Consider the following 24,801-nt stretch of genomic DNA (forward strand, 5'->3'; position numbering starts at 1 on the left):
ATCAGCCGCGCCTAGCCTGCTCGCCGTGGCGCGCCACCACCTCGGCCACCACCATGCTGACCTTCTTGCCGGTGGGGATATGCAGGAACTCGTTCGGTCCGTGCGCGTTGGAATGCGGGCCCAGCACGCCGGTAATCAGGAATTGCGCCTGCGGGAACTTCTCGCCCAGCATGCCCATGAACGGGATCGAGCCGCCCTCGCCCATGTAGGCCGCCGGTGCGCCGAAGTAATGCGCCGAGGCCTCGGCCACCGCCTGCTCCAGCCACGGCGAAAGCTGTGGCGCGTTCCAGCCGCTGCCGTCCTTTTCCAGCTTGAAGGTGACCTTGGAGCCGTAGGGCGGATCCTTCTCCAGCAGTTCCTTGAGGAACTTGCCGGCCTTGGCGCCATTGAGGGTCGGCGGCACGCGCAGGCTGAGCTTGACCGCGGTGAACGGGCGCAGCACGTTGCCGGCGCTCTCCAGCGCGGGCATGCCGCCCACGCCGGTGACCGCCAGTTGCGGGCGCCAAGTGCGGTTGAGCACTAGTTCGACCAGGTCCCTGGTGACCGGCTGCATGCCCTCGACGAACGGGAACTTGTCGTACACCGCTTCGCCCAGCACTTCGGTGGAGCGGCGCGCCTGTTCGACGCGCTGCGGCGGGATCTCCACGTACAGCTCCTCCGGCTTGATCCGGCCGGTGGCCGGATCTTCCAGCCGCGAAAGGATCTCGCGAAGGATGCGGAAGCTCGAGGGCACCACGCCGGAGGCGTCGCCCGAATGCACGCCCTCCTCCAGCACCTGCACGGTCAGCTCGCCCCCGGTCATGCCGCGCAGCGACGTGGTCAGCCACAGCTGGTCGTAGTTGCCGCAGCCCGAATCCAGGCAGACCACCAGCGAGGGGCTGCCGATCCGGTCGGACAGATGGTCGACGTAATGCGGCAGGTCGTAGCTGCCCGATTCCTCGCAGGCCTCGATCAGGATCACGCAGCGCGCGTGCGGCACGCCCTGCTCGCCCAGCGCCAGCAGCGCCGAGAGCGAGCCGAACATCGCATAGCCGTCGTCGGCGCCGCCGCGGCCGTAGAGCTTGTCGCCCTTGATTACCGGCGTCCACGGGCCCAGGCCCTCGGCCCAGCCGGTCATTTCAGGCTGCTTGTCGAGGTGGCCGTACAGCACCACGGTCTCATCGCAGCCGGCCAGGGTCGCCGGCACGTCGATGTAGATCAGCGGCGTACGCCCCGGCAGCCGCACCACTTCGAGAGTCGCACCCGCGAGCGAGGCCAGCTTGCCGCGCGCCCAGCGCTCCAGCAGAGCCACCGCCTGGTCCATGTAGCCGTGCTCGACCCACTGCGCGTCGAACATCGGCGACTTGTTGGGAATGCGGATGTACTCGACGAGCTGGGGCACGATCTCGTCGTCCCACAAGCCACCGATGAAGCCGGACAGGCGCGCGGTATCCATGGGGCAGACTCCTTAGACATACGGGAAGCCGTCTAGTGTACCAGCGGCACCGCCGCGGCCCGAGACGCCGACACGGCGTCGGCCATCGCCCACAGCCGCACGCGGGCGATCCACCTGCAACGTCACGCCGCACGCCGACGGCGGCCCGCCGCGCGCATGGCCACACTTGCCGGACGGCAACGGTGCCGTCCAAACATCCCAGGGAGGGAAACCCATGCAGTCGAAGTTCCGCAACCTGCTCGTCGCGCTGGCCCTCGCGGCCTCGTTCGCGCTGCCCGCGTTCGCCGCCACGCCGGTGAACGTCAACAAGGCCGATGCGACCATCATCGCCAAGTCGCTGGACGGCATCGGCCAGTCCAAGGCGCAGGCCATCGTGGCCTGGCGCCAGGCGCATGGCCCGTTCAAGAAGGTCGAGGACCTGGCCCAGGTCAAGGGCATCGGCAAGGGCACGCTCGAGCGTAACCGCGACGCCATCCGCTTCAGCGGCGACCTGCCGCCGCCGAAGGCCGCGCCGGCGAAGAAGGCTGCACACCACAAGGCCAAGGCCATCGCCAAGAGCTGATCGGCCGAGGTCCCGGCCCCTCTCCTGGCCAGCCCCGGGGAAGGGCCTGGAAGGGTCGTGAACCGGCTTCCCCTCGCCGGTTCACGATCCTTCGTCGGGAGCGCGGAGCGCTCCTCCCGCCATGGCAGCGGCCACGCCCACGGATGGGCACCTTGGCCCCGCCCCGGCATGCCGCCGTGCTTGCGCTACACTCGCGCGCTCTCCACGCCGCCGGCCCGCCATGATCCTCCCGCGCTACCGCATTGCCGCCTCCACCATCGGCGGCGCCGGCAAGGGCCTGTTCCTGGACGAGGACGTGGCCGCGGGGCGCATCATCACCGCGCCGGACGCGATCGACCGCACCTGGAGCCCGGCCGAGCTGGCCGCGCGGCCGGAGCTGGCCTACGCCAGCGCGCGCTGGTTCGAGGACCGCTACACGCTCTCGCCCGACTGGCCCGACGAGTGCTACATCAACCACAGCTTCGAACCCAACGGGCTGTGGCATCTGGGCTTCGTGTTCGCGCTGGCCGATCTGGCGGCCGGCACCGAGCTGACCGTGGACTACCGCCACCTGCTGCCCCCTGGCCAGGCCGAGGACTTTATCGACGCGGCCACCGGTGAGAAAATCATCGGGTTCGGCTGGGCCGAGAGCCTGGCTTCAAGTACGCATGCGCTGAGCCGATTGCTGAAGTGACGGCCTGCCATTTCGACCGATGATGTCCGACATTCCTACTCTCGAAACACCGCGCCTGCGCCTGACCGCGCTGACCGCCCGCCATTTCGACGACTACGCCGCCATGCTGGCCGACCCCGACAGCACACGCTGGATCGGCGATGGTCAGCCGCTGGACCGCACCGGCGCGTGGCGCTCGCTGGCCATGCTGCTGGGGCATTGGCAATTGCGCGGCTGCGGCATGTGGGCGCTGGAACTGAAGGACACCGGCGAGTTCATCGGCCGCGCCGGGCTGATGTACCCCGAGGGCTGGCCGGCCCTGGAACTTGGCTGGATGCTCAAGCCCGAGTTCCGCCATCGTGGCTACGCCACCGAGGCCGGCCATGCCGTGCTCGACTTCGCCTGGAACCAGTTGCACGCGGTACGGGTGATCAGCCTGGTACGGATCGGCAACGAGGCTTCCGACCGCGTGGCCGAACGGCTGGGCGGCGAGCACATCGAAGACATGGACTTCTACGGCAACCACAACCACGTGTTCGCCTACTACCCGCCCTACCGCGAGCCGCGACGGGCCTGGGCCTAGGCAGGCGACCGCCGACAGCGGAGCCTTCCAGCGGTCGTAGGGTGGGCTTCAGCCCACCGCCCCATGCCGTACGCCCGTGGTGGGCGGAAGCCCACCCTACCGATGACACCCGGCGACAGATGTGCTGGTGTTGCCGTGCCCGAAACGGAAGGATGCATTCCGCTCCGCGCCGACTCCGGCTTGCGGCCTGCGCGCGTCGCGAACCCGCGGCGATCCGCTGGCTGCACGAACCGTCGGTGGCACGTACTGGCCCCGTTCGCCCCGCGCCCAGGCGAGCGCCGGAGGCGTAGTTGCCGTGCTGCCGAACGACCTACAACGCCGGTGACAACCCGCTCCGCCGCGACACCAGCGAACGCCCCACCGCCGCCAGCGCGAACAGCCGCGCGATGCGCATCCAGCCCAGCGCGAGCACCGCCAGTTCGGCGAACAGCAGTGCCAGCAGGAAGCCGCCCAGCCCCATCGCGGTGGTCTGCACGCGGGCCACACCGAAGGCCAGCGCGATCGCCAGGCCGATGGCATCGATGAGCAGGTAGCTCAGCAGCGTCCCCAGCGGCCGGCGCAGCAGCTGCATGAAGCCGCGCCCCAGCGCGCGCGTCGCCGAGCGCAGCCCAGGGTCGACGATGAAGGCGGCGCGCGCCGAATCGACCACCGCGTGGGCCAGCACGAACAGCACGGCCAGCACCCAGATGGCGGTGTGCTGGTAGCGGTCGGCAACACTCTCCAGCACCGCGCGATCGGCCGACTTGTGCGCCGCGCCGATGGCCATGGCACCCAGCCCGATGGCGATCGCATAGGGCAAGACCGACCAAAGCATCAGCCGGAACATGCGGCCGTATTCGATCACGCCCGATTGCAGCAACTGACCGAATGCCAGGGAGCGGCCGGCGCGACCGGTGGCCACCGCCATGCCGCTCAGGAACGGTCCAAGCAGCAGCGCGAACGCCACCGAGAGCACCAGCGAGCCATGGAACCAGGCGCTGCTCTCGCCCAGCGCACTCATCGTGTCGCCGAACACCATGCCGTCGAAACGGTGGGCCCACTCCTGCGCATGCACGGAATGGTCGAGCAGGTCGGCCAGCGCCCGCCAGACGGGGAACGAGGCCAGCGCGGTGGGCAGCAACAGCAGCACCAGCCACAGCAGCAACAGCCGCCATTGCAGGGCCGCCACAGGGGCACGCAGCACGGCGCCCACGTCGGTACGTCGGGTCGAGGTCATCATCACAGCGACACCAGCAAGGAGAAGAAGGCCTGCACCAGGGCGGCGAAGTCGGCGCTCCAGCGGCGCGAGGCGGCGCCGTCGGATTCGACCGTGCGACTGTCGTTCAGCTTGTCCGCATCGAGGTAGATCTTCTGCTGCGGATCGAGCTCCGCGGAAACCACCTTTGCCGGACCCGTGAACTCGAAGCGCGCCCAGCGGCGGTCGTCGTTCCAGCGCAGTTCCTGGTGGCTGCCGTCGGCGAAGGTCACGCGCAGGGTCTGCGGCACCGGTGCGCCGTCACGCACCACGCTCACCGTGCTGTGCCAGGGGAACGGCCCGGTACCGGGCTTGGCATTCGGATGGGCTTTGGCCCAGTCCTTGCGCTGCTTGTCGATCTGCTGATCCAGCGCCTTGCTGTCGCCGTCGGTGTGCTTGCCGTCGACGATCGTGCTGCCGGCCGGCGGCAGCACTTCCTCGCTGTCGATGCTGGCGATGCGGTCGTCGATGCGCGCGGTGCCGTAGACGTACTGATCGAACACCTCGTTGACCGTCCTGGCGTCACCGGAAACATCGATCAACGTCGCACGCAGGTCGGCTGCCGAAGGATGGCGGAAGTGCCAGCGCCGGTAGTACTCGCGGAACGCACGCTCGGTAACCTCCTTGCCCAGCCGCTCCTCCAGGTCGTGCATGGCGGTGGCGGTGCGCGAATAGACGGTTCCGTAGCTGCTGCTGGAATAGCGGTCCCACGCGTTCTCGCCGAGCGGATCGTAGGGGTGCTTGAGGCCGGCGGTGAGCCGCTCCATCGCGAAGCCGCTGATCGAGGGTGCGAAGCCCAGGCGCCGCAGGCCCGGCGAGGTCAGGTCGATGTCCTGGTCGCGTGCGCGCAGCATGCGCTGGTCCCAGTACTCGTTGAGGCCTTCGTCGAGCATCGGCTCCTCGAACTCGTTCGAGGCGAGCAGGCCGTAGAAGTAGCCGTGGCCGAACTCATGGATCGTCACGAAGTCGATCGCGTACTGGCTGACTGTGCCCGGCGTGACTTCCTTGTAGCCCTCGGTAGTGAAGAAGGTCGGGTACTCCATGCCGCCGGCCTCGGCCGCGTTGTACGGCGGGACCACCGCGGTAAGCGTGCGGTAGGGATAGGGCCCGAGCGTGTCGGAGAAATAAGTCAGCGAATCGGTGCTGGCCTTGAGCACCGGCTGCGCGCTGGCGGCGTACTCGGGCGGATAGAGCACGCGCACCGCCACCTTCGGGCTGCCCGGGCCCTGCCAGCTGCCGTCGAGTACCTTGTAGCCCTTGGCCGCCATCCAGGCGAAGTCGTGCACGTCGCCCTGCACATAGTGGTAGGTGGTCTTGCCGTTGGCGGTAACCGGCTCGCCCTGCTGCTCGCCGACCGCGCCCACGGTGTAGTCGCTGGGCACGGTCAAGGTGACGTCGAAGCGGCCGAAGTCGGCGTAGAACTCGCTGTTGAAATGGAACTCGTGCACGTTCCAGCGCACCTGCGTGGCGCCGCGCTCACCGGGCAGTTCCAGCACACCGATCTTGGGGAACCACTGCGCCACCAGGTTGAAGTCGCCCCACCAGCCGGTGCGCTCGACCACGCGCGGCAACTGGCTCAGGAAGTCGATGTCCAGCGTCAGCGTGCCGCCGGCCGGCACCGGCTGCGCCAGGTCGATGCGCGCCACGGTCTGGTCGGTCTTGGGGCCGCCGTCGGGCTGCACGAAGGTCCACTTGAGCGCGGCGCCGTTCTGGGTGACCTGCTTGAGGTCGATCCAGCCCCACTGGCCCTTCTCCAGCCGGGCCTCGCCGCGCGAGCTGCCGTGCGCGGTGAGGACCTCGCGCTCGGTGAAGAAGGTGCTGCCTTCGTTCTGGAAGGCGTTGAGATAGAGGTGCACGTAGATGCTGCGCACCTCGCGGTCGCTGCGGTTGCGCCAGTTGAGCTGTTCCTTGCCGCTCACCGCGTGCTTCGCCGCGTCGAGCGCGGCGTCGATGCGGTAATCGACCACGCGGTCGGACAGCGTCGGCTCGTTGCCGGTGCGCGGGCCACCCCAGGCGTCGGGCGCGCTCGGCGTGGTGGCTGCGGCGGCGTTCGCGGGCGCGAAGGGAATCGGCGTATACGCCGGCGCGGCACTGGTTGCGGGGGCCGGAGCCGCAGGTTGCGCGGCCTGGGCGTGCAGCAGGCCCGGCATGGCGACCGCGCCGCACAACGCAAGCGCGCCCAGCCATCCGGTGACGATCGGTTTCATCTGGCGATTCCCCCTGTCCGGGCGGGCCAACGGCCGCCGCTATCCAAGATGCTGGCAGCCGCCCCCAAAGCGACTGCCGCAGGCGCGCAGCGTGCGGCATCCCTGCTTGGGCCACATAGGCCAAAGGTCATGCCCAGGCAAGGCAACGATGTGACCAACAGCCAGCTCAACTCCCCTTCCACTCCGCAGAGAAGGTTGGGGTGAGGTGCCGCTCTGGCGACGGGCCAGCCGAGTCGGCTCTTGATCAACAGCCCTTGGCTTCGATGGGTTTCGACGCGAGCCCCAGCCCCTCACCCTGCCCTCTCCCCGGAGGGGAGAGGGTTCTGGCGCGGGGCACGCTCAGCGAGCGTCGCGGACCCGGACAGCGAGCTCAGCTCTCTCTCCCCTCCGGGGAGAGGGTTGGGGTGAGGGGCGCCCTGGCGAGGAGCCAGCCGAGTTCGGCTCTTGATCAAACAGCCCTTGGCTCCGATGTATTTCGACGCGAGCCCCGGCCCCTCACCCTGCCTTTCCCCGGAGGGGAGAGGGCTCCAAGGCGCGGCATGCTCAGCGGTCGTCGCGGGTCCAGATGGCGTCCGCGTCCTCGCGCACCGGGAAGCTCGCGATCGGCTCGTAGGCCGGTGGCCGGGTCACCGCGCCGGTGCGCAGGTCGAAGCGTGCGCCGTGGCGCGGGCACTCGACTTCGAAGCCGAACACCTCGCCCCCGGCAAGATCGCCGCCGTCGTGCGTACAGACGTCCTCGATGGCGTACAGCGCGCCGTCGATGTTGTAGACCGCGATCGGCGTGTCGCCGTCGAACACCACGCGGAACTCGCCCGGCAGCAGTTCGCCTGCCGCGCATACGCGCACCCAACCCTGCGCGGCCAGGCTCATGCGGCCACCCCGGCCAGTTCCTTCACCAGGAGTTCGAAGCGCAGGTCGTCGCGGCGCGGAACCCCGAAGCGCTCCTGGCCATAGGGGAACGGCTTGTAGGTGCCGGTGCGGCGGTAGCCGCGGCGTTCGTACCAGGCGATCAGCTCGTTGCGCTGCACGATCACGGTCATTTCCATCAGGCGGCAGCCCCACTCCGCCCGCGCGATGCGCTCGGCCTCGCCCAGCAAAAGTCTGCCCAGACCGCCGGCCTGCAGCGCGGGATCGACGGCGAACATGCCGAAGTAGCTGGCCTCGCCCCTGCGCTCGACATGGCAACTGGCGAGCAGGCGCCCGTCGCGTTCCAGCAGCACAATGCGGCTGTCCGGGCGGGAGATCGCGTCGGCGACATCGGCCGCGTCGGTGCGCTGGCCGTCGAGCAGGTCCGATTCGGTGGTCCAGCCGCGACGGCCCGAATCGCCCCTGTAGGCCGATTCGACAAGCGCGACGATGGCAGGGATATCGGCTTCGGTGGCCGTGCGGAAGCGGGGCGGGACAGGCGTCGTCATACGCCCATGATAGCGACGGCAGTGCAGCGGGCGATGACCTGGGACAGGACCACGGCCGGCGCTTCACGCTGCTTTCCTGCCGCAAACGCTCCACTGGCCGCTCCCCTGGAGGCGTTCCGGTGCCATCCATCCGCCGCCCGTTGTGGCTGGTCCCCTGCCTGCTGGTGCTGGCTGCCTGCGGCGTCCGCGCGCGGCTGCCGGTCACCGCCGGCATCGGCCCCGATCCCACGCTGCCGCCGCCCGATCGCACGCTCATTCCCACGGTGCACATCGCCCCGGCCGAAGGTTGGCCACCGGGCGCCATGCCCGCTGCCGCACCGGGGCTGGCCGTGCAGGCCTATGCCCGCGGTCTGGACCATCCGCGCTGGCTTTACGTGTTGCCTAACGGCGACGTGCTGGTGGCCGAGACCAACGCGCCACAGCGGCCGCAGGATGCGAAGGGCCTCAAGGGCTGGGTGATGCGCAAGGTGCAGAAGCGCGCCGGCGCCGGCGTGCCCAGCGCCGACCGCATCACCCTGCTGCGCGACGCCGACGGCGATGGCGTGGCCGAAACGCACAGCGTGTTGCTCGACCGCCTGCATTCGCCCTTCGGCATGGCGCTGGTCGGCGATGCGCTGTACGTGGCCGACACCGATGCGCTGCTGCGCTTCTCCTACCGCAACGGCGAAACCCGCATCGATGGCGCCGGCACCAAGGTCGCCGCGCTTCCGGCCGGCCCGATCAACCATCACTGGACCAAGAACGTGGTCGCCAGCGCCGATGGCCAGCGGCTGTACGTCACCGTCGGCTCGAACAGCAACGTGGGCGAGAACGGCCTGGCGGTGGAACGCGATCGCGCGCGCATCCTCGAGATCGATCCGGCCACCGGCGCCACCCGCGTCTACGCCACCGGCCTGCGCAATCCGGTCGGCATGGCCTGGCAGCCGCAGAGCGGTGCGCTGTGGGTGGCGGTCAACGAACGCGACGAACTGGGCAGCGACCTGGTGCCCGATTACATGACCGCGGTGCGCGAGGGCGCGTTCTACGGCTGGCCCTACAGCTACTACGGCGCGCACGTGGACGAACGGGTGAAGCCGCAGGATCCCGCGCTGGTCGCCCGCGCGGTCGTGCCCGACTACGCCCTGGGCGCGCACACCGCCTCGCTGGGCCTGGCCTTCTACGACGCCGGACTGATGCCGCAGTACCGCGGCGGGGCCTTCGTGGGACAGCACGGCTCGTGGAACCGCAAGCCGTTGAGCGGCTACCGGGTGATCTTCGTGCCGTTCGCCGACGGCAAGCCCGCGGGCCCGCCGCAGGACGTGTTGACCGGCTTCGTCGACAAGGACGGGCGCGCGCAAGGACGGCCGGTCGGCGTGGCGGTGGCGAAGGACGGCACACTGCTGGTCGCCGACGACGTGGGGAACACCGTATGGCGAGTGGCCCCGGCAAACCCGTAGGGGGGCTTCAGCCCACCCTGCGATGGCGAGCGGTCACATCAGCAGCTTGCGCACCTTCTGCAGCGCCGCGACGAACACGTCGACCTCTTCCATCGTGTTGTAGAACGCCAGCGAGGCACGCAGCGTGGCGGGCACGCCGTAGTACTGCATCAGCGGATGGGCGCAGTGGTGGCCCGAGCGCACGGCCACGCCTTCGAGGTCCAGCAGCGTCGCCAGGTCGGTCGACTGCGTGCCTTCGATGAGGAAGGAAATCACCGGCTCCTTCTGCGCCGCCTCGCCAAACAGCCGGAGCCCGGGCACTTCGCGCAACCGCCCGGTGGCGTAGGCCAGCAGTTCCTGCTCCCAGGCGTGGCTCGCGGCCAGGTCGATCGACTGGTAGTAGTCCACCGCCACGCCCAGGCCGACGAAGCCGGCGATGTTGGGCGTGCCGGCCTCGAACTTGTGCGGCGGATCGGCGAAGGTGGTGCCGTCCACACGCACCTGCCGGATCATGTCGCCGCCACCGAAGAAAGGCGGCATCGCATCCAGGTGCGCACGGCGTGCCCACAGTGCGCCGGTGCCGGTGGGACCGAGCATCTTGTGCCCGGTGAAAGCGTAGAAATCGCAACCCAGCGCCTGCACGTCGACCGGCCGGTGCGGCACCGCCTGCGAGCCGTCGACCAGCAGCGGGATGCCACGGCGCGCACATTCGCGCGCGATCTCGCGCACCGGGTTGACCGTGCCCAGCACGTTGGAGACGTGCGCCAGGCAGGCCAGCTTCACGTCCGGCGTGAGCATCTCCAGGTAACGCTCGACGATCAGCTCGCCGCGCTCGTCGATCGGTGCGAACTTCACCGCGGCGCCGCTGCGCTGGGCCACCAGCTGCCACGGCACGATGTTGGCGTGGTGTTCCATCAGCGTGGTGAGGATCGCATCGCCGGGCTCGAGCTGCGGCAGCGCGAAGCTGTAGGCCACCAGGTTGATCGCCTGGGTGGTGCCGGAGGTGAGCACCAGTTCGTTGCGCGAAGGCGCGTTGATGAAGCGGGCCAGCTTGTCGCGCGCGCCCTCGTAAGCCAGCGTCGCCTCCTCGCCGAGCTGGTGCACGGCGCGCGAGACGTTGGCGTTGTGCATGCGGTAGTGCGCATCCACCGCCTCGATCACCGCGGCGGGCTTCTGGCTGGTGTTGGCGTTGTCCAGGTAGACCAGCGGCTTGTCGTGCACGCTGCGCGCGAGCAGCGGGAAATCGGCACGGATGCGCGCGACGTCGAAGGCGGGCGCCGGGTGCACGTGGGCGGCGGTGGCGGACATCGGTGCCTCGTTGTGTGAAGAAGGGATCACGACGTTTTAGCCTGCCGGGTGTGAAGGAAAGCTGGGCTCGCCCCAATGGAGATCATGGCGACTTCCGGTCTGATGCTCCGCCCTCTCCCCCGGCCGGGAGAGGAGCAGGCTCAGGCGGGAAGCCGGGACAACAGCAACTGGTCGATATGCCGGCGCAATGCCTCGTGCGGCAGTGACTCGAACGGCGCGCGCGCGAAAGCGGTGGTCAGCAGCGTGCGCGCCTGGGCGCCGGGAATGCCGCGCGAACGCAGGTAGAACAGCGCACGCTCGTCGAGCTGGCCGACGGTGGCGCCGTGCGCGGCCTTCACCTCGTCGGCATAGATTTCCAGTTCCGGCTTGGTGTCGATCTCGGCTTGCGGCGACAGCAACAGGTTCTTGTTGGCGAGCGAGGCGTCGGCACCGTCGGCGCCGGCGTTCACCACGATGGCGCCACGGAACACCCCGCGCCCGCGGCCGCCGGCCACGCCGCGCCAGGTCGAGGCGGACACGGTGTTGCGCGCCTGGTGGTGGATCGCCAGCTGGGTATCGATGTGCTGGCGCCCGTCGGGCAGGAACGCGCCATGGCTGTGGAAGCCGGCCGCATCGCCCACCAGCTCCGCGCGCAGGTCGTGGCGCGCCAACACGCCGCCGAGTTCCAGCGCGTGCAGGTGCGCCTGTGCGCGCGCGTCGAGCCGGTAATGGCTGCGACGGACCAGGCTGCTGCCGGCATCCGCCTCCTGCAGCACGACGTGGTGCAGGATCGCGTCCGCGTGCAGGGTGAAGTCGCCGAGCTGGGTACCCAGGTGCGCCTGCCCGCCCGCGCCCAGGTGCTGCTCGACCAGCGTCAGTTCGGCGCCCTCGCCGAGGTCGACGACGTTGCGCACGTGCCAGGCCAGATCGTGCCCGGCAGGCGCACCGACGAACAACAGGCGCAGCGGAGTCGCCACCCTGGCCCCGGCCGCCACGCGCAGCACCGCGCCGTCGCGGGCGAAGGCACCGTTCAACCGCGCGAACGCGTCGCCCGGCTCGCGGTAGTGGCGCGACAGCGCGAAGCGCAAGGGCTCGGCCTCGCTGGCCAGCGCGTGCGACAGCGGCTGCAGGCTCACGCCGGCCGGCAGCGCGTCGAGCATGGAGAGATCGGCGCGGAAGATGCCGTTGACGAAGACCAGCGTGGGGCCGTCGACGCCCGCCAGCACCAGCATGGCCGGATCGACCGCACGGCCGGCCGCCTGCGCATCGCCGACGGCGAAGCTGCGCTGGGCCAGCGCGCGCAGCGCGGTGTACTTCCACGCTTCCACGCGCGTGTCCGGCAGGCCGGCGGCGACGAAGGCCTCGAGGTTCTCGCGTCGCGCCTGGTCCAGCCAGGCGATGCCGCTGGCCGGCAAAGGCGCCTCGGCCAGCGATGCCACGAACGGCGGGCGTGCCGGCTGGTTCATGCGGAGGCCCCGGCCGGCTCGCCGTGCTCGGTCACCCAGGCGTAGCCATGCTCTTCGAGCCGGAGCGCCAAGCTGCGGTCGCCGCTCTCGACGATGCGCCCGCCAGCCAGCACGTGCACGAAGTCCGGCACGATGTAGTCGAGCAGGCGCTGATAGTGCGTCACCACGATGAACGAGCGTTCCGGCGAGCGCAGCGCGTTGACGCCCTCGGCCACCTGTTTGAGCGCGTCGATGTCCAGGCCCGAATCGGTTTCGTCCAGGATCGCCAGCTTCGGCTCCAGCAGCGCCATCTGGAAGATCTCGTTGCGCTTCTTCTCGCCGCCGGAGAAACCTTCGTTCACCGCACGGTTCAGCAGGTCCGGCGAGAGCTGCATGATCTTGAGCTTCTCGCGCACCAGCTTGAGGAACTGCATGGAGTCCAGCTCGGCCTCGCCGCGCGCCTTGCGCTGCGCGTTGAAGGCCGCGCGCAGGAAGTAGGTGTTGTTCACGCCCGGGATCTCGACCGGATACTGGAAGGCCAGGAACACGCCGGCCGCGGCGCGCTCCTCCGGCTCCAGTTCCAGCAGGTTGCGGCCTTCGAACAGCACCGAGCCTTCGGTGACCTCGTAGCCCTCGCGCCCGGAGAGTACGTTGCCCAGCGTGGACTTGCCGGCGCCGTTGGGCCCCATGATCGCGTGCACCTCGCCGGGCTTCACCTCGAGCGATAGGCCCTTCAGGATGTCCTTGCCCTCGACGCGGGCGTGCAGGTTGTCGATCTTCAGCATGTTCGAATCCATCAGGCAGAGAGGTGCGCGAGCGCGTCGAGCGCGTCTTCGCGGCGCTCCCAGGGCACGAACACGTGGTCGTGCAGGAACGCGGAAACCGGGTTGCAGGAAATGCCGCGCTCGGCAAGCGCAGCGGACACGGCGGCCATCATGCCGACCGCATCGAGGCTCGATTCGACGCCGAGCGTGATCTGCGCCCACAGCAGTCGGTCGGCGACCAGTTCGGGGCCCTCGAGATCGTGGTCGACGATCAGCGTGGCGCCCTCGTCCTCGCGGAACATCATCAGGGCATCCTGCATGCGCGCGGCCGCCTTGTCGTGCGAGACGAACAGGAACCGCCGCGGCATCGGGTGCAGGCGCGGATTCAGCCCGGCCAGCAGGGCACGCAGGTCGGTGCCGCCGGGGTGCATGCGGGTGGCGGCGGTGGTCATCCGACCGCGCCTTCCAGCGAGACTTCCAGCAGCTTCTTGGCCTCGACCGCGAACTCCATCGGCAGCTCGCGGAAGACCTGCTTGCAGAAGCCGTCGACGATCATCGACACGGCGTCTTCCTCGCCGATGCCGCGGCTGCGGCAGTAGAACAGCTGGTCGTCGGAGATCTTCGAGGTGGTCGCCTCGTGCTCGACGATCGCGCTGGGGTTCTTCACTTCCATGTACGGGAAGGTGTGCGCGCCGCACTTCTTGCCAATCAGCAGCGAGTCGCACTGGGTGTAGTTGCGCGCGCGCTCGGCGCCCTTTTCCACCTTCACCAGGCCGCGGTAGCTGTTGGAGCTGCGCCCGGCCGAGATGCCCTTGGACACGATCTTGGACTTGGTGTCCTTGCCCAGGTGAATCATCTTGGTGCCGGTATCGGCCTGCTGGAAGTGGTGCGTCAGCGCCACCGAGTAGAACTCGCCGACCGAGCGGTCGCCGCGCAGCACCACGGACGGGTACTTCCAGGTCACTGCCGAGCCGGTCTCGACCTGCGTCCAACTGATCTTGCTGTCCGCGCCGCGGCAGTCGCCGCGCTTGGTCACGAAGTTGTAGATGCCGCCGACGCCGTTCTCGTCGCCCGGGTACCAGTTCTGCACGGTGGAATACTTGATGGTGGCGCCTTCCAGCGCGACCAGTTCCACCACCGCCGCGTGCAGCTGGTTCTCGTCGCGCCGTGGCGCGGTGCAACCTTCCAGGTAGGAGACGTGCGCGCGGTCCTCGCAGACGATCAGCGTGCGCTCGAACTGGCCGGTGTTCTGCGCGTTGATACGAAAGTAGGTGGAGAGCTCCATCGGACAGCGCACGCCAGCCGGCACGAACACGAAGCTGCCGTCGGAAAACACCGCGGAATTCAGCGCGGCAAAGAAGTTGTCGCCCTGCGGCACCACGCTGCCCAGGTATTTCTGCACCAGCTCCGGATATTCGCGGATCGCCTCGCTCATCGAGCAGAAGATCACGCCGGCATCGGCCAGCTTCTTGCGGAAGGTGGTGCCGACCGACACCGAGTCGAACACCGCATCCACCGCCACGCCGGCCAGCGCGGCGCGCTCGTGCAGCGGCACGCCCAGCTTCTCGTAGGTCTCCAGCAGCGCCGGGTCGACTTCGTCCAGCGACTTGGGCGCCTTCTTCGGCGCCGAGTAGTAGCTGATCGCCTGGTAGTCGATCGGGTCGATCTTGAGCTTGGCCCAGTCCGGCGTGGGCATGGCCTGCCAGTGGCGGAAGGCCTGCAGGCGCCATTCGGTCATCCATTCGGGCTCGCGCTTGATCGCCGAGAGCTGGCGGATGGTGTCCTCATTCAGGCCCGGTGGCAGGCTGACGCTCTCGATGTCGGTGACGAAGCCGGCCTCATAGTTGCGGCCCAGGGCTTCGGCGACCTCGGCGTTGTCGCGCAGGGCGTTTTCGACAGTTTCGGTCATGCGTGGGTCCTGCCCTTCAGTTCGCTCAGCGCCACGGTCGCCACCGCCGGACGCGGCGGTTGCAGCATGTCGGCCAGACTCACCGCGCGCAGCGCGCTGTCCAGCACGTTGCTGATGCGCCGCCAGCTGCCGCGCACGCCGCATTGCGACTCGCGGCCGCACTGGCCCTCGACGCTGCATTCGGTCATGCCGATCGGTCCTTCCATCGCCTCGACGATCTGCGCGAGGCTGATCTCGCCCGCTGGGCGCGCCAGCCGGTAGCCGCCGTTGACGCCGCGGAACGACTCGACCAGGCCCGCGTGCCCCAGCGACTTCAGGAGTTTGCTCACGGTCGGCAGCTCCAGCCGCGTCTCGTCGGCGATCTGCGCCGTGCTCAGCACGTCGTGCGGATGCGCCGCGATGCAGGTCATCACGACCGTGGCGTAATCGGTGAGTCGGCTGACGCGGAGCATGGGGAGCGAGGCCGGTTGAATCCAGACCAAAATGGTACGGATTAAGCGGCCGCGCGTCAACGCCGACAGGCCGCTGCACCGCGACAGTGCACGGTCCGCACCGCGACGAGGCAGACCGGTCGCCGCGCGAGCGACAGCGGGCGCCGCGCGGACTCGCGGGCGCTGGCATGCCTCGTGCTGTGCTGCAACAAACGCCGGCAGACGAGGTGCGCGATGAAGTGGCTCGTAGCGATCATCAAGCCGTTCACGCTCGAGGACGTGCGGCAGGCGCTGGCCGATGCCGGCGTCAGCGGCATGACCGTCGGCGAGGTCCGCGGCTTCGGCCGCCAGCGCGGGCACACCGAGCTCTACCGCGGCGCCGAGTACGTGGTCGACTTCCTGCCCAAGCTCAGGATCGAAATCGCGGTGGCGGACGACCAGGTCGATCGGGTGATCGAGGCCATTGCCGAGGCCGCGCGCACCGGCAAGATGGGCGACGGCAAGATCTTCGTGCTGCCGCTGGAACACGTGGTGCGCATCCGCACGCAGGAGGTCGACGCCGATGCGCTCTGAAGCCGCCACGCGGAAGACGCGCCGCGCCCCGCGCCTGGCGATGGCGCTGGCCGCCGCGATGCCGGTACTCGCACAGGCCGCCCCCGTCCGTCCCGACAGCGGCGACACTGCCTGGATGCTCACCGCGGTGATGCTGGTGCTGCTGATGACCCTGCCCGGCCTGGCGCTTTTCTACGGCGGCATGGTGCGTGCGAAGAACCTGCTCTCGGTGCTGATGCAGTGCTTCGCGATCACCGCGCTGGTCTCGGTGCTTTGGCTGCTCTACGGCTATTCGCTGGCCTTCGGCACGGCGGGCATGCAGGCGGGCGTGGTCAACCTGCGCTCGTTCATCGGAGGGTTCGACCGGGCGCTGCTGGCGGGACTACGGCCTGATTCGTTGCACGGCAGCATTCCCGAAAGTCTGTTCGTGATGTTCCAGCTCACCTTCGCCATCATCACGCCGGCGCTGATCGTGGGCGCCTTCGCCGAGCGGATGAAGTTCGGTGCGCTGCTGTGGTTCGCGGGGCTGTGGCTGACGGTGGTCTACCTGCCGATGGCGCACATGGTGTGGAGCGGGCCGGGTTCCCTGCTGGGCGACCTGGGCGTGCTGGACTTCGCCGGCGGCACGGTGGTGCATATCAATGCCGGCGTCGCCGGGCTGGTCGCCTGCCTGGTCATCGGCAAGCGCCGCGGCTGGCCGGCGACGCCGATGCCGCCGCACAACCTCGGCTACACCGTGGTCGGCGCGAGCCTGCTGTGGCTGGGCTGGTTCGGCTTCAACGCCGGCTCGGCGCTGGCCGCCGACGGCAGCGCCGGCATGGCCATGCTGGTCACGCAGATCGCCACCGCCGGCGCGGCGCTGGGCTGGCTGGCCGCGGAATGGGTGCTGCATGGCCGACCCAGCGTGCTCGGCATCGTGTCGGGCGCGGTGGCCGGGATGGTGGCGGTGACGCCCGCCGCCGACACCGCTGGGCCGGGTGGCGCGCTGCTGCTCGGCATCGCCGCCGGGATCGTGTGCTTCTTCACCGCCACGCGCCTGAAGTACCGGCTCGGCTACGACGATGCGCTGGACGTGTTCGGCGTGCACGCGGTCGCCGGCATCCTCGGCGGGCTGCTGACCGGGCCGTTGGCGTCACCCGTGTTCGGCGGGTTCGGCCAGGTCGCCTCGCCATGGGCGCAGTTGTGGATCCAGGCCGAGGGCGTCGGCTTCACCCTCGCCTGGAGTGCACTCCTGAGCTTCCTCCTGCTCAAGCTGATCGACCGCACGATCGGCCTGCGCGTCACCGACGAACAGGAGCTGGTCGGCCTGGATCTCGCGCTGCACGAGGAACGCGGCTACAACCTGTCCTGAGCGTTCAAAGGCGCCCGTCGACCGCGTCCTGCGGCAGCACCGACTTGACGTCGTAGATCACCGCCCCGGGCTTGCCCAGCGCACGGATGCGCGCGGCTCCCATCTCCTGGAACTGCCGGTGCGCCACCGCCACGATGATGGCGTCGTAGCCCTGCCCGGGCTCGCCCACCAGCCGCACGCGGTAGGCGCGCTCGGCTTCGGCCCCATCCACCCAAGGGTCGTACACGTCCACTTGCGCGGCGGAGGATTCCAGCTCGCGCACGATGTCGATCACCCGCGTGTTGCGCAGGTCCGGACAGTTTTCCTTGAAGGCGAAGCCCAGCACCAGCACACGCGCGTCGACGATGTGCAGGCGCCGCTCGCTCATCAGGCGGATCACGCGGTCGGCCACCACGCTGCCCATGCGGCTGTTGATCCGCCGCGCGGCGAGGATCAGCTCCGGGTGGTAGCCGGTCACCTCGGCCTTGTGGGTGAGGTAGTACGGGTCCACGCCGATGCAGTGGCCGCCGACCAGACCCGGGCGGAACGGCAGGAAGTTCCACTTGGTGCCGGCGGCGGCGAGCACCTCCTCGGTGTCGATGCCCAGCCGGTGGAAGATCAGCGCCAGCTCGTTGACCAGCGCGATGTTTACGTCGCGCTGCACGTTCTCGATCACCTTGGCCGACTCGGCCACGCGGATGGAGGAGGTCTTGTGCGTGCCGGCACGGATGATCGTGCGGTACAGCGCATCGACCCGCTCGGCCGCCTCCGGCGTGGAACCGGAGGTGAGCTTGACGATGTCGGTCACCCGCCGTGCGTGGTCGCCCGGGTTGATCCGCTCGGGGCTGTAGCCGCAGAAGAAGTCGGTATTGAAGGTGAGGCCCGAGCCCTCGGCCAGCAGCGGCACGCAGACTTCCTCGGTGGTGCCGGGATACACCGTCGACTCGAACACCACCAGGTCGCCGCGCTCCAGCAACGGACCGAGCATGCGGCAGGCCGACTCCAGCGGTTTCAGGTCCGGCCGCTGCGCCTCGTCGATCGGCGTGGGCACGGTGACGATGTAGACGTTGCAGCGTGCGAGGTCTTCGGCCCGGTCGGTGAAGGACAGCCGCGTGGCGGCGTGCAACTGTTCGGAGGTGGTCTCCAGCGTGTGGTCGTTGCCGCCGCGCAGTTCCGCCACCCGTGCCGCATCGATGTCGTAGCCCAGCGTGTCGAAATGGCGCCCGAATTCCACCGCCAGCGGCAGGCCCACATAACCCAGTCCGACGACGCCGATGTGTGCGAGGCCGATGTGTGCGGGGGTGCTGGGTTCCATGGGTCCTGGCAGGCAACCGAAGTGCGCTGAGCGTACAGGATGCCGGACCTCGGGTGCCTCTCTTGACCGCGTTTCGCCGATCATCGACGTCATCCGTCCGAGCATCCGCGCATGGACGAAAACATCCATCCAGCCCTCCCCTGGCCCGGCTTCACGCCGGAGCGTTCGTTCGTGCTGCCCCTGCAGGCCGCGCTGATGGCCACGCCTTTCGGCGGCGCCTGCCTGATCGATGGAGTGGAGCTGGGGCGCAAGTCGGAGTTCCACGTCACGGTGCTCGGCCAGGACATGTCGCGTGCCGCCGCCGGGCTCGGCGAGGCGCGGCTGCGCGCGCTGTACGAATCGCAGCAGTGGACACCACGCCGCACCGGCCGCTATGCCCTGCTCCACCAGGCCAAGCCCGCCGGCACCGGCATGCTCGAATGCTGGTCGCTGATCGAACACCTGGACCTGCCCGCGATGCTCGCCTTCCGCGGCGAACTTGCCCGCGTGCTGGGCGACGCTTTCGTCGACCCGGTGCCGCACGTGACCCACTACGTGCGCGGCGATCCCAACGGCATCGGCGTACCGGACATTCGCGCGTTGCAGGCACTCAAGGTCCGCGACGTGTCGCCCTGACCATCACCCGGCCAGCACGGGCCCGAGGCCACACTCGGGCGGTGTTCCCAGCGAGGTCAGCCTTATGCAAGAACCGATCGAACCGGGCTTCATGGTCTTCGTCGCTGACGGCGAACTGGGTGTGGGCGCCGTGCGCGAGGTGCACGCGGAAAATCGCGAGCTGGTGGTGAACATCGAGAACGGCGGCGATTTCACGCTGCCGGCCGAGGCGATCCGCGACGTGCACGAGGGCAAGGTGATCCTCGACGTCGACCACCTGCCGCAAGCCATGCGCAAGGCCCTGCACCATCCGCACGACTCCGAGTATCCGGACTCGGTGTACGCCGCGACCGACCCGCGCGACGGTGCGCTGAAGGACTGAAGGCGGCGTGCGCAGCGAGAAGGAGAAGATGATCGCCGGCGATCTGTATGACGCCAGCGCTCCCGAGCTGCAGGCGGAGCTCGCCGCCAACCATCGCTGGCTCGACCGCTACAACGCGTCCCTGGCCGAGGGCCCCGCGCGGTGGCATGCACTGCTTGGGGAGCGCCTGGCGGAGGTCGGCGACGGCGCGGTCATCCGCCCGCCGTTCCACTGCGACTACGGCTTCAACATCCACCTGGGTCCGGGCGTGTTCCTGAATTTCGGTTGCGTGATCCTGGACGTGGTCGAGGTACGCATCGGCGAACGCACGCAGATCGGTCCCGGCGTGCAGATCCTTGCCGCCGACCATCCGCGCGACCCGGCCAGGCGCGCCACCGGCCTGGAATTCGGCCGTCCGGTGCGGATCGGCCGCAACGTATGGATCGGCGCCGGCGCGTTGATCCTGCCCGGCGTCACCGTGGGCGACGATGCGGTGATCGGCGCCGGCAGCGTGGTCACCCGCGACGTGCCGGCCGGCGCCACCGTGGTGGGCAACCCGGCGCGCGTGCGCGACTGACCGCGGCGCGGCCACCGCGCGCTACGCGTTCCAGCGGTGCTCCGGGTAGTAGCTCGCCATCAGCCGGCCGACGTAGGCGGTGAGGTTGGGATGCGCTTGCGCCGCACGCCGCAGCGGGGTGTCGAAGAACGGCGTGAGCACACAGGCCAGCATGCCGAAGGCGGTGGCGTCGACGGCACTGGGCGCCGCGCCCATCAGCCACGGCTTGTCGCCGAGCAGCACCGCGAGCGCATCGATCGAGCGGATGCCCAGTTGGGCGATCTCCGCGGGCGCGTGCCGGCCCAGTCCCTGCGCGTGCAGTTCGGCCTGCTTGCGCGCCTGCAGTTCGCCACGCAGCCGCTCGCGCTGGTCTTCCGGCGCCGCGTCGGCGAAGTGCGCGGGTCCCTTGGCGAAGTTGCCCGGCTCCAGCCAGCGAAACCAGACCATGGCGAAGTAGAGATGGTCTTCGAGCATGCGCTCGATAGCCCACGCCTGCGCGCGCTGCGTCGCATCGAGGCTCGCGTCCAGGTCGACGCCGTAGGTGCGTTCGATATGCGCGCGGATGAAGGTCGAGTCCGTCACTACCACGCCGTGGTCGTCGATGTAGGGCAGCTTGCCCTTGGGCGCCTGCGGCGGAATCGCCGACGCGCGCTCGTACGCCAGCCCGGCCATCTGCAGTTGCACCTCGGTCTTGAGCACGAACGGGCTGGTGTCGGGCAGGTCGAAGCCGGCGCGGGTGGCGTACAGGGTCAGGCTGGATGCGGACATGGATGGCTCCCGGGGAAACGCGCCCAGCATGCGCAGGCGCTGCTGACATCGTCGTGTCAGCAGTGCGGGCGTTCAGTCAGCGGCCGCCACGTCGAAGGCGTAGGCGGTGCGCGCCGCGGCGGGACGCTCGCGCCAGGTCGCGGCGAACGCCGCGAGATGCCGGTAGGGCGCGACCGGCAGGGTGTCGCGGAACTCCATGTGCTCCAGCAGGCAGAACAGCGAGGCCTCGAGCAGGCTGAGGTCATGCGGCGGCAGCGCGTGCAGCACCGCCTCCAGGTTCGCGTCCAGCCAGGCGAGGGCGTTGCGGAAGCCGTCGGCCGCCTTGGCGAAATACACGTTCTCGCCGGGCAGTCGCGCCACCTGCATGCCGAACACCAGTTGCACCTGCGCGTTCATGCCGAGCCAGACCAGTTCCTGCGCGTTGCGCGCGCGCAGGTCGGGCAACTGCTCGGTCCACACGATGCGCTGCGGCCGGCTGGCCCGCGCCTGCAGGGCGCGGCAGATGTTCTCCGCGCCGAACACCGGCCCTTCCGGCAGCACCAGCACCGGCAGCTTGAGCGCGGGGTTGCCTGCGTAGTCGGCCGGATCGCGCGAGGCCAGGTCGTGCACGGGCGCGAACGCGTATGCGACGCCCAGCTCCTCGGCGAACAACCGGGCCAGCCGGGTGAAGTGGGAACTGCTGCGGCCGACGAGGCGGGGCTGCTCGGGCATGGGAAGCATCCGATGGGCGGAGCCACCAATGTAGGGCAAGGACCGCCTCGCGGCAGCCGCCTCAGGCCGCGCCGGCCGCCATCGCCTCCGCGGCGCGGCAGTGCCCGCTGTCGTGGCCTTCCATCTGGCGCACCTCGCATTCGAGGTCCCATTCGGTGCCGTGCAGGGCGAGGAAGCGCTTGGTCAATTCGACGGCGTGCGCCATGGATGTGGCCTCGAGGATCGCGTAGCCGCCGATCACCTCCTTGCTCTCCGTGAACGGACCGTCCACCGCCGACAGCTGGCCCTGGCGCAGCCTTACCCGCACGCCTTCGGCGCTGGGGCGCAGGCCGGCGGTGTCGACCAGGCTGCCCTCGCGGGTCATCTGCTCGATCAGCCTGCCCATGTCGGCCATCAGTTGTTCGCTGGGCATCCGGCCGGCTTCCTGCAAACGGATCATGGAAAGGAAGCGCATGGTGGTTCTCCTTCGACAGGGTGATCGCTGCGCGGCAGTTGCAGCGGTTGCAGGCACGACGGGCGAGGCACCGGGAAATCGACACGCCCGGCTGCAGCGCGCACGAAGCCGCGCCGGCCCGCGACGCGCAGGTCGACCTGATGACATTCGGAAATGACCGCTTCGCGGAACGGCGGCGCGGCAAGGAGGCGATCGATCGGCTGCGACCGGCGCCCGCGGCTGCCCGGGTGTTCTCGAATCATCCCGGCCCGGGCACGGGCCGGGATGCCTGAACGCGACCGGCTTACCGGTGATGCGGCGGCTGGGCCGGCGCCCGTACCGGCGCCAGGCTGCGCGAGGCGTTCTGCGTCGGCGGGTTGTAGCTGCGCTGGGTGGGCCAGTAGTAGCTCGGCGAACGCTGGTAGAACCGCTGCCGCGGCGACATGTCGGTGCGGCTCCTCAACGCGAGCCGGTGGCCGTCGATGTGCACCCAGTACCAGGAGCCGGGCGGCACGGGCGAGGTCGACACGTAGACGAAACGGGCATCGTAGTTGCCGTCCGGCCGGGAGGCGGTTTCCAGGCCCAGGTTGATCACGAACTGGCTTGCCACCGCCTTACCGTGGTCGTTCGCCGGCTTGGTGATCATCTCGTCCAGGGTCTGGCGCAACAGCCGGTCGTAGCGCGGTGCCAGCTCCACCGAGGGCGAGACGTCGGTCACCTTGCCGTGGCTGTCCACCTGGACCAGCACGGGCAGCACCCTGGGCGTGAAGTGGTTGATGGACATCGAGGTTGCCGCCACGCCCTGGCCGGCGGCCAGCGTGCCCAACACGAGGAACGCACAGAACCTTTTCATGGAGACCTCCGTGTTTTCGTGGCCCACCCCGAGGCGGATAGTAATCCCGCACCGGTGGGCGTCACCAGCGGGCTCGTCCGCGACCGGGACTGTCGATTTCCCGCCGGCCCGATCGTCATGGATGCACGACCCCAAGGAATCCGCCATGTCCGTGTCCCTGCCCCGGCTCTACGCCCATCCGTTCTCGTCCTACAGCCAGAAGGCGCTCATCGCCCTGTACGAGAACGGCACGCCGTTCGAATACCGCTCGCTGGAGGATCCCCAGGCTAACGAGGAACTGGCGGCGCTGTGGCCGATGCGCCGCTTTCCCGTGCTGGTCGACCAGGGCCGCACCATCCTGGAGGCCAGTTGCGTGGTCGAGTACCTGGATCTGCACTACCCCGGCCCGATGCGCCTGATCCCGGCGGACCCGGAGGCGGCGCTGGAAGTGCGCATGCTCGACCGGTTCTTCGACAACTACGTATCGACGCCCCAGCAGAAGGTGGTGTTCGACCGCCTGCGCGCGGAAGAAAACCGCGATGCCTACGGCGTGGCCGAGGGCCGGACCATGCTGGAAACGGCCTACGCCTGGCTGGACCGCCACATGGCCGGCCGCGAGTGGGCCGCGGGCGACGCCTTCAGCCTGGCCGACTGCGCGGCCGCGCCGTTCCTGTTCTACGCCGACTGGACCCACCCGATCGATCCGTCGTTCGCCCACGTACGCGCCTACCGCGCCCGGCTGCTGGCGCGTCCGTCGTTCGCCCGTGCGGTCGACGAGGCACGACCCTACCGCTCCTATTTCCCGCTCGGCGCACCCGATCGCGATTGATCGACTACGCGATTGATCGACTACCGGAGACCCCACATGACCCAGCCATCCCTCGTGCCCGCCACCGAACTGGCCCAGCGCAACCCCATGCGTTTCCCCAACGAAAGCGAGGCCTACCGCCACGCCCGCCAGGCCCTGCTCGCGGAGGAAATCGAACTGCGCCGCCACATCGAGCGCGTGGCCGAACAACGCCGCGCGCTGCCGCCGGGCGGCGAGGTCACCGGCGATTACCGTTTCCAGGGCGAGCGCGGACCGGTCGATTTCGCCGGCCTGTTCGGCGACAAGCAGACGCTGGTGGTCTACAGCTGGATGTTCGGGCCGCAGCGCGCGCGTCCCTGCCCGATGTGCACCTCGCTGCTCAGCGCCTGGGACGGCGAGGCGCGCGACATGGAACAGCGCATCGCGCTGGCGGTGGTGGCGCGCTCGCCGATCGGACGGCTGGCCGACTTCAAGCAAGAGCGCGGCTGGCGCCACCTCCGGCTCTACTCGGACCCTGACGGCGCCTTCAGCCGCGACTACTTCGGGGTGGCGGCCGACGGCAGCGACGGCGACCAGGCCGGCTTCAACGTGTTCACCCGCCGCGATGGCGTGATCCGCCACTTCTGGAGCGGCGAGATGGGTTTCGAAAGCGCCGACCCGGGCCAGGACCCGCGCGGCGCCCCCGATCTGATGCCGTTGTGGACGGTGCTCGACTGCACGCCGGAAGGCCGCGGCACCGACTGGTACCCGAAGCTGGACTACGGCAGCTAGGCGGGCGCGGATCGCCGGAGTGATGGGGACAGCAGCCGGCGCACACGGCAAAGGGCCGCGATGCGGCCCTTCCATGCGTTGGCGTGATGGTTACCCGCGCTTGCCGTCGTGATCGCCATCGCGGCGGCGGACCAGGCCCTGCCCGCTCTCGTCCGCGTGATAGCCCTGCTTCGACGCTGCCTGCGGCTGGTGCCGGCTCTCGATGTCCTTCGCGTCGTTCTTCAGGCCTTCCTTGTGCTGTGCATTGAGTTTCTGGTGGTCGGGGCGCATGCATCCTCCGGTGGTGAACGGATGGGGTCACGATGGACCGGCGATGACGGCGGCCGCCCTGCCGGCAGGGCAAGACTGCTCAACGCTCGGTTGGATGGGCGTGACCACGCCGCACGCCACGGGTGAAGCCGGGCGCAGCCATGCAGCCGGCATGGCGATTC

At 69.3% G+C, this 24,801-nt stretch carries 28 protein-coding genes; 11 read left to right on the forward strand and 17 right to left on the reverse strand.

Translation table 11 applies throughout. The features are described from left to right. Nucleotide 1 precedes the first annotated feature (1 nt). Nucleotides 2-1,435, reverse strand: coding sequence for a M20 family metallopeptidase (locus AAIL17_RS02135; protein WP_424681158.1), 1,434 nt, complete (start codon nucleotides 1,433-1,435; stop codon nucleotides 2-4). A gap of 214 nt (nucleotides 1,436-1,649) precedes the next feature. Between AAIL17_RS02135 and AAIL17_RS02140 the strand changes: the two genes are divergently transcribed. The 3 genes from AAIL17_RS02140 to AAIL17_RS02150 all read left to right on the forward strand — a co-directional run bounded on the left by AAIL17_RS02140 (nucleotide 1,650) and on the right by AAIL17_RS02150 (nucleotide 3,232). After that, nucleotides 1,650-1,997 (forward strand): ComEA family DNA-binding protein, encoded by a 348-nt coding sequence (locus AAIL17_RS02140; RefSeq protein WP_424681159.1) that lies wholly within the window; start codon nucleotides 1,650-1,652, stop codon nucleotides 1,995-1,997. A 220-nt stretch (nucleotides 1,998-2,217) separates the two neighbouring features. Further along, the gene (locus AAIL17_RS02145) at nucleotides 2,218-2,670 is read left to right on the forward strand and encodes an SET domain-containing protein-lysine N-methyltransferase (RefSeq protein WP_424681160.1); all 453 of its coding nucleotides are present in this window, start codon (nucleotides 2,218-2,220) and stop codon (nucleotides 2,668-2,670) included. A 22-nt stretch (nucleotides 2,671-2,692) separates the two neighbouring features. Beyond that, nucleotides 2,693-3,232, forward strand: coding sequence for a GNAT family N-acetyltransferase (locus tag AAIL17_RS02150; protein ID WP_424681161.1), 540 nt, complete (start codon nucleotides 2,693-2,695; stop codon nucleotides 3,230-3,232). A gap of 310 nt (nucleotides 3,233-3,542) precedes the next feature. Here AAIL17_RS02150 and AAIL17_RS02155 read toward each other — a convergent pair whose 3' ends face one another. The 4 genes from AAIL17_RS02155 to AAIL17_RS02170 form a co-directional block, all read right to left on the reverse strand. Continuing rightward, entirely contained in the window at nucleotides 3,543-4,451 is a 909-nt protein-coding gene (locus AAIL17_RS02155; protein ID WP_424681162.1) for a hypothetical protein, read from the reverse strand. Further along, complete coding sequence (locus AAIL17_RS02160; RefSeq protein ID WP_424681163.1) at nucleotides 4,451-6,673, reverse strand: M1 family metallopeptidase; 2,223 nt, start codon at nucleotides 6,671-6,673, stop codon at nucleotides 4,451-4,453. Before AAIL17_RS02160 ends, AAIL17_RS02155 begins: the two co-directional genes overlap by 1 nt. A 543-nt stretch (nucleotides 6,674-7,216) precedes the next feature. Continuing rightward, a complete protein-coding gene (locus tag AAIL17_RS02165; RefSeq protein WP_424681164.1) occupies nucleotides 7,217-7,543 on the reverse strand; it encodes a non-heme iron oxygenase ferredoxin subunit in 327 nt (108 codons plus the stop codon). Continuing rightward, nucleotides 7,540-8,088: a GNAT family N-acetyltransferase gene (locus AAIL17_RS02170; protein WP_424681165.1), complete on the reverse strand. Its 549-nt coding sequence runs from the start codon at nucleotides 8,086-8,088 to the stop codon at nucleotides 7,540-7,542. Before AAIL17_RS02170 ends, AAIL17_RS02165 begins: the two co-directional genes overlap by 4 nt. Before the next feature lie 119 nt (nucleotides 8,089-8,207). Here AAIL17_RS02170 and AAIL17_RS02175 point away from each other — a divergent pair, with 119 nt between their 5' ends. Then, entirely contained in the window at nucleotides 8,208-9,524 is a 1,317-nt protein-coding gene (locus tag AAIL17_RS02175) for a PQQ-dependent sugar dehydrogenase (protein ID WP_424681166.1), read from the forward strand. 33 nt (nucleotides 9,525-9,557) lie between these two features. Here the strand turns inward: AAIL17_RS02175 and AAIL17_RS02180 are convergent, their stop codons facing one another. From AAIL17_RS02180 to AAIL17_RS02205, 6 genes are all read right to left on the reverse strand, one after another. Further along, complete coding sequence (locus tag AAIL17_RS02180; RefSeq protein ID WP_424681167.1) at nucleotides 9,558-10,811, reverse strand: cysteine desulfurase; 1,254 nt, start codon at nucleotides 10,809-10,811, stop codon at nucleotides 9,558-9,560. A gap of 140 nt (nucleotides 10,812-10,951) precedes the next feature. Then, nucleotides 10,952-12,256 (reverse strand): Fe-S cluster assembly protein SufD, encoded by a 1,305-nt coding sequence (sufD, locus tag AAIL17_RS02185; protein ID WP_424681168.1) that lies wholly within the window; start codon nucleotides 12,254-12,256, stop codon nucleotides 10,952-10,954. After that, complete coding sequence (sufC, locus tag AAIL17_RS02190; protein WP_424681169.1) at nucleotides 12,253-13,020, reverse strand: Fe-S cluster assembly ATPase SufC; 768 nt, start codon at nucleotides 13,018-13,020, stop codon at nucleotides 12,253-12,255. The genes sufD and sufC overlap by 4 nt, the downstream gene beginning before the upstream one ends. Before the next feature lie 11 nt (nucleotides 13,021-13,031). After that, nucleotides 13,032-13,451, reverse strand: coding sequence for an ACT domain-containing protein (locus AAIL17_RS02195; RefSeq protein WP_424681170.1), 420 nt, complete (start codon nucleotides 13,449-13,451; stop codon nucleotides 13,032-13,034). Then, nucleotides 13,448-14,908 (reverse strand): Fe-S cluster assembly protein SufB, encoded by a 1,461-nt coding sequence (sufB, locus tag AAIL17_RS02200; protein ID WP_424681171.1) that lies wholly within the window; start codon nucleotides 14,906-14,908, stop codon nucleotides 13,448-13,450. The genes AAIL17_RS02195 and sufB overlap by 4 nt, the downstream gene beginning before the upstream one ends. Next, a complete protein-coding gene (locus AAIL17_RS02205) occupies nucleotides 14,905-15,360 on the reverse strand; it encodes an SUF system Fe-S cluster assembly regulator (protein ID WP_424681172.1) in 456 nt (151 codons plus the stop codon). Before AAIL17_RS02205 ends, sufB begins: the two co-directional genes overlap by 4 nt. Nucleotides 15,361-15,573: 213 nt before the next feature. Between AAIL17_RS02205 and AAIL17_RS02210 the strand changes: the two genes are divergently transcribed. Both AAIL17_RS02210 and AAIL17_RS02215 read left to right on the forward strand, forming a co-directional pair. After that, complete coding sequence (locus tag AAIL17_RS02210) at nucleotides 15,574-15,912, forward strand: P-II family nitrogen regulator (protein ID WP_424681173.1); 339 nt, start codon at nucleotides 15,574-15,576, stop codon at nucleotides 15,910-15,912. Then, nucleotides 15,902-17,242, forward strand: coding sequence for an ammonium transporter (locus AAIL17_RS02215; RefSeq protein ID WP_424681174.1), 1,341 nt, complete (start codon nucleotides 15,902-15,904; stop codon nucleotides 17,240-17,242). Before AAIL17_RS02210 ends, AAIL17_RS02215 begins: the two co-directional genes overlap by 11 nt. Before the next feature lie 4 nt (nucleotides 17,243-17,246). Here the strand turns inward: AAIL17_RS02215 and AAIL17_RS02220 are convergent, their stop codons facing one another. Continuing rightward, complete coding sequence (locus tag AAIL17_RS02220; protein ID WP_424681175.1) at nucleotides 17,247-18,536, reverse strand: nucleotide sugar dehydrogenase; 1,290 nt, start codon at nucleotides 18,534-18,536, stop codon at nucleotides 17,247-17,249. A gap of 111 nt (nucleotides 18,537-18,647) precedes the next feature. Here AAIL17_RS02220 and AAIL17_RS02225 point away from each other — a divergent pair, with 111 nt between their 5' ends. The 3 genes from AAIL17_RS02225 (at nucleotide 18,648) to AAIL17_RS02235 (ending at nucleotide 20,068) form a co-directional block, all read left to right on the forward strand. After that, nucleotides 18,648-19,151 carry a hypothetical protein gene (locus AAIL17_RS02225; RefSeq protein ID WP_424681176.1) on the forward strand — a complete coding sequence of 168 codons (504 nt, stop codon included), beginning with the start codon at nucleotides 18,648-18,650 and terminating at the stop codon, nucleotides 19,149-19,151. Between the two features lie 64 nt (nucleotides 19,152-19,215). Then, a complete protein-coding gene (locus AAIL17_RS02230; RefSeq protein WP_424681177.1) occupies nucleotides 19,216-19,512 on the forward strand; it encodes a hypothetical protein in 297 nt (98 codons plus the stop codon). A gap of 7 nt (nucleotides 19,513-19,519) precedes the next feature. After that, nucleotides 19,520-20,068 (forward strand): sugar O-acetyltransferase, encoded by a 549-nt coding sequence (locus AAIL17_RS02235; RefSeq protein WP_424681178.1) that lies wholly within the window; start codon nucleotides 19,520-19,522, stop codon nucleotides 20,066-20,068. 21 nt (nucleotides 20,069-20,089) lie between these two features. Here the strand turns inward: AAIL17_RS02235 and AAIL17_RS02240 are convergent, their stop codons facing one another. From AAIL17_RS02240 to AAIL17_RS02255, 4 genes are all read right to left on the reverse strand, one after another. Next, complete coding sequence (locus AAIL17_RS02240; RefSeq protein WP_424681179.1) at nucleotides 20,090-20,815, reverse strand: glutathione S-transferase family protein; 726 nt, start codon at nucleotides 20,813-20,815, stop codon at nucleotides 20,090-20,092. A gap of 72 nt (nucleotides 20,816-20,887) precedes the next feature. Next, nucleotides 20,888-21,526 (reverse strand): glutathione S-transferase N-terminal domain-containing protein, encoded by a 639-nt coding sequence (locus AAIL17_RS02245; RefSeq protein WP_424681180.1) that lies wholly within the window; start codon nucleotides 21,524-21,526, stop codon nucleotides 20,888-20,890. Between the two features lie 61 nt (nucleotides 21,527-21,587). After that, a complete protein-coding gene (locus AAIL17_RS02250) occupies nucleotides 21,588-21,980 on the reverse strand; it encodes a YciI family protein (protein ID WP_424681181.1) in 393 nt (130 codons plus the stop codon). A 283-nt stretch (nucleotides 21,981-22,263) separates the two neighbouring features. Then, nucleotides 22,264-22,812: a hypothetical protein gene (locus AAIL17_RS02255; protein ID WP_424681182.1), complete on the reverse strand. Its 549-nt coding sequence runs from the start codon at nucleotides 22,810-22,812 to the stop codon at nucleotides 22,264-22,266. Between the two features lie 145 nt (nucleotides 22,813-22,957). Here AAIL17_RS02255 and AAIL17_RS02260 point away from each other — a divergent pair, with 145 nt between their 5' ends. Both AAIL17_RS02260 and AAIL17_RS02265 read left to right on the forward strand, forming a co-directional pair. Next, nucleotides 22,958-23,620 carry a glutathione S-transferase family protein gene (locus AAIL17_RS02260; RefSeq protein ID WP_424681183.1) on the forward strand — a complete coding sequence of 221 codons (663 nt, stop codon included), beginning with the start codon at nucleotides 22,958-22,960 and terminating at the stop codon, nucleotides 23,618-23,620. A gap of 36 nt (nucleotides 23,621-23,656) precedes the next feature. Next, nucleotides 23,657-24,370, forward strand: a complete 714-nt coding sequence (locus AAIL17_RS02265) for a DUF899 family protein (RefSeq protein WP_424681184.1) — start codon at nucleotides 23,657-23,659, stop codon at nucleotides 24,368-24,370. A gap of 90 nt (nucleotides 24,371-24,460) precedes the next feature. On the opposite strand, the gene AAIL17_RS02270 is transcribed toward AAIL17_RS02265, so the two are convergent. Then, nucleotides 24,461-24,640 carry a hypothetical protein gene (locus tag AAIL17_RS02270; protein ID WP_424681185.1) on the reverse strand — a complete coding sequence of 60 codons (180 nt, stop codon included), beginning with the start codon at nucleotides 24,638-24,640 and terminating at the stop codon, nucleotides 24,461-24,463. Between the last annotated feature and the right edge of the window lie 161 nt (nucleotides 24,641-24,801).

The organism is Frateuria sp. YIM B11624 (assembly GCF_049727805.1).
GTDB lineage: Bacteria > Pseudomonadota > Gammaproteobacteria > Xanthomonadales > Rhodanobacteraceae > Frateuria_A.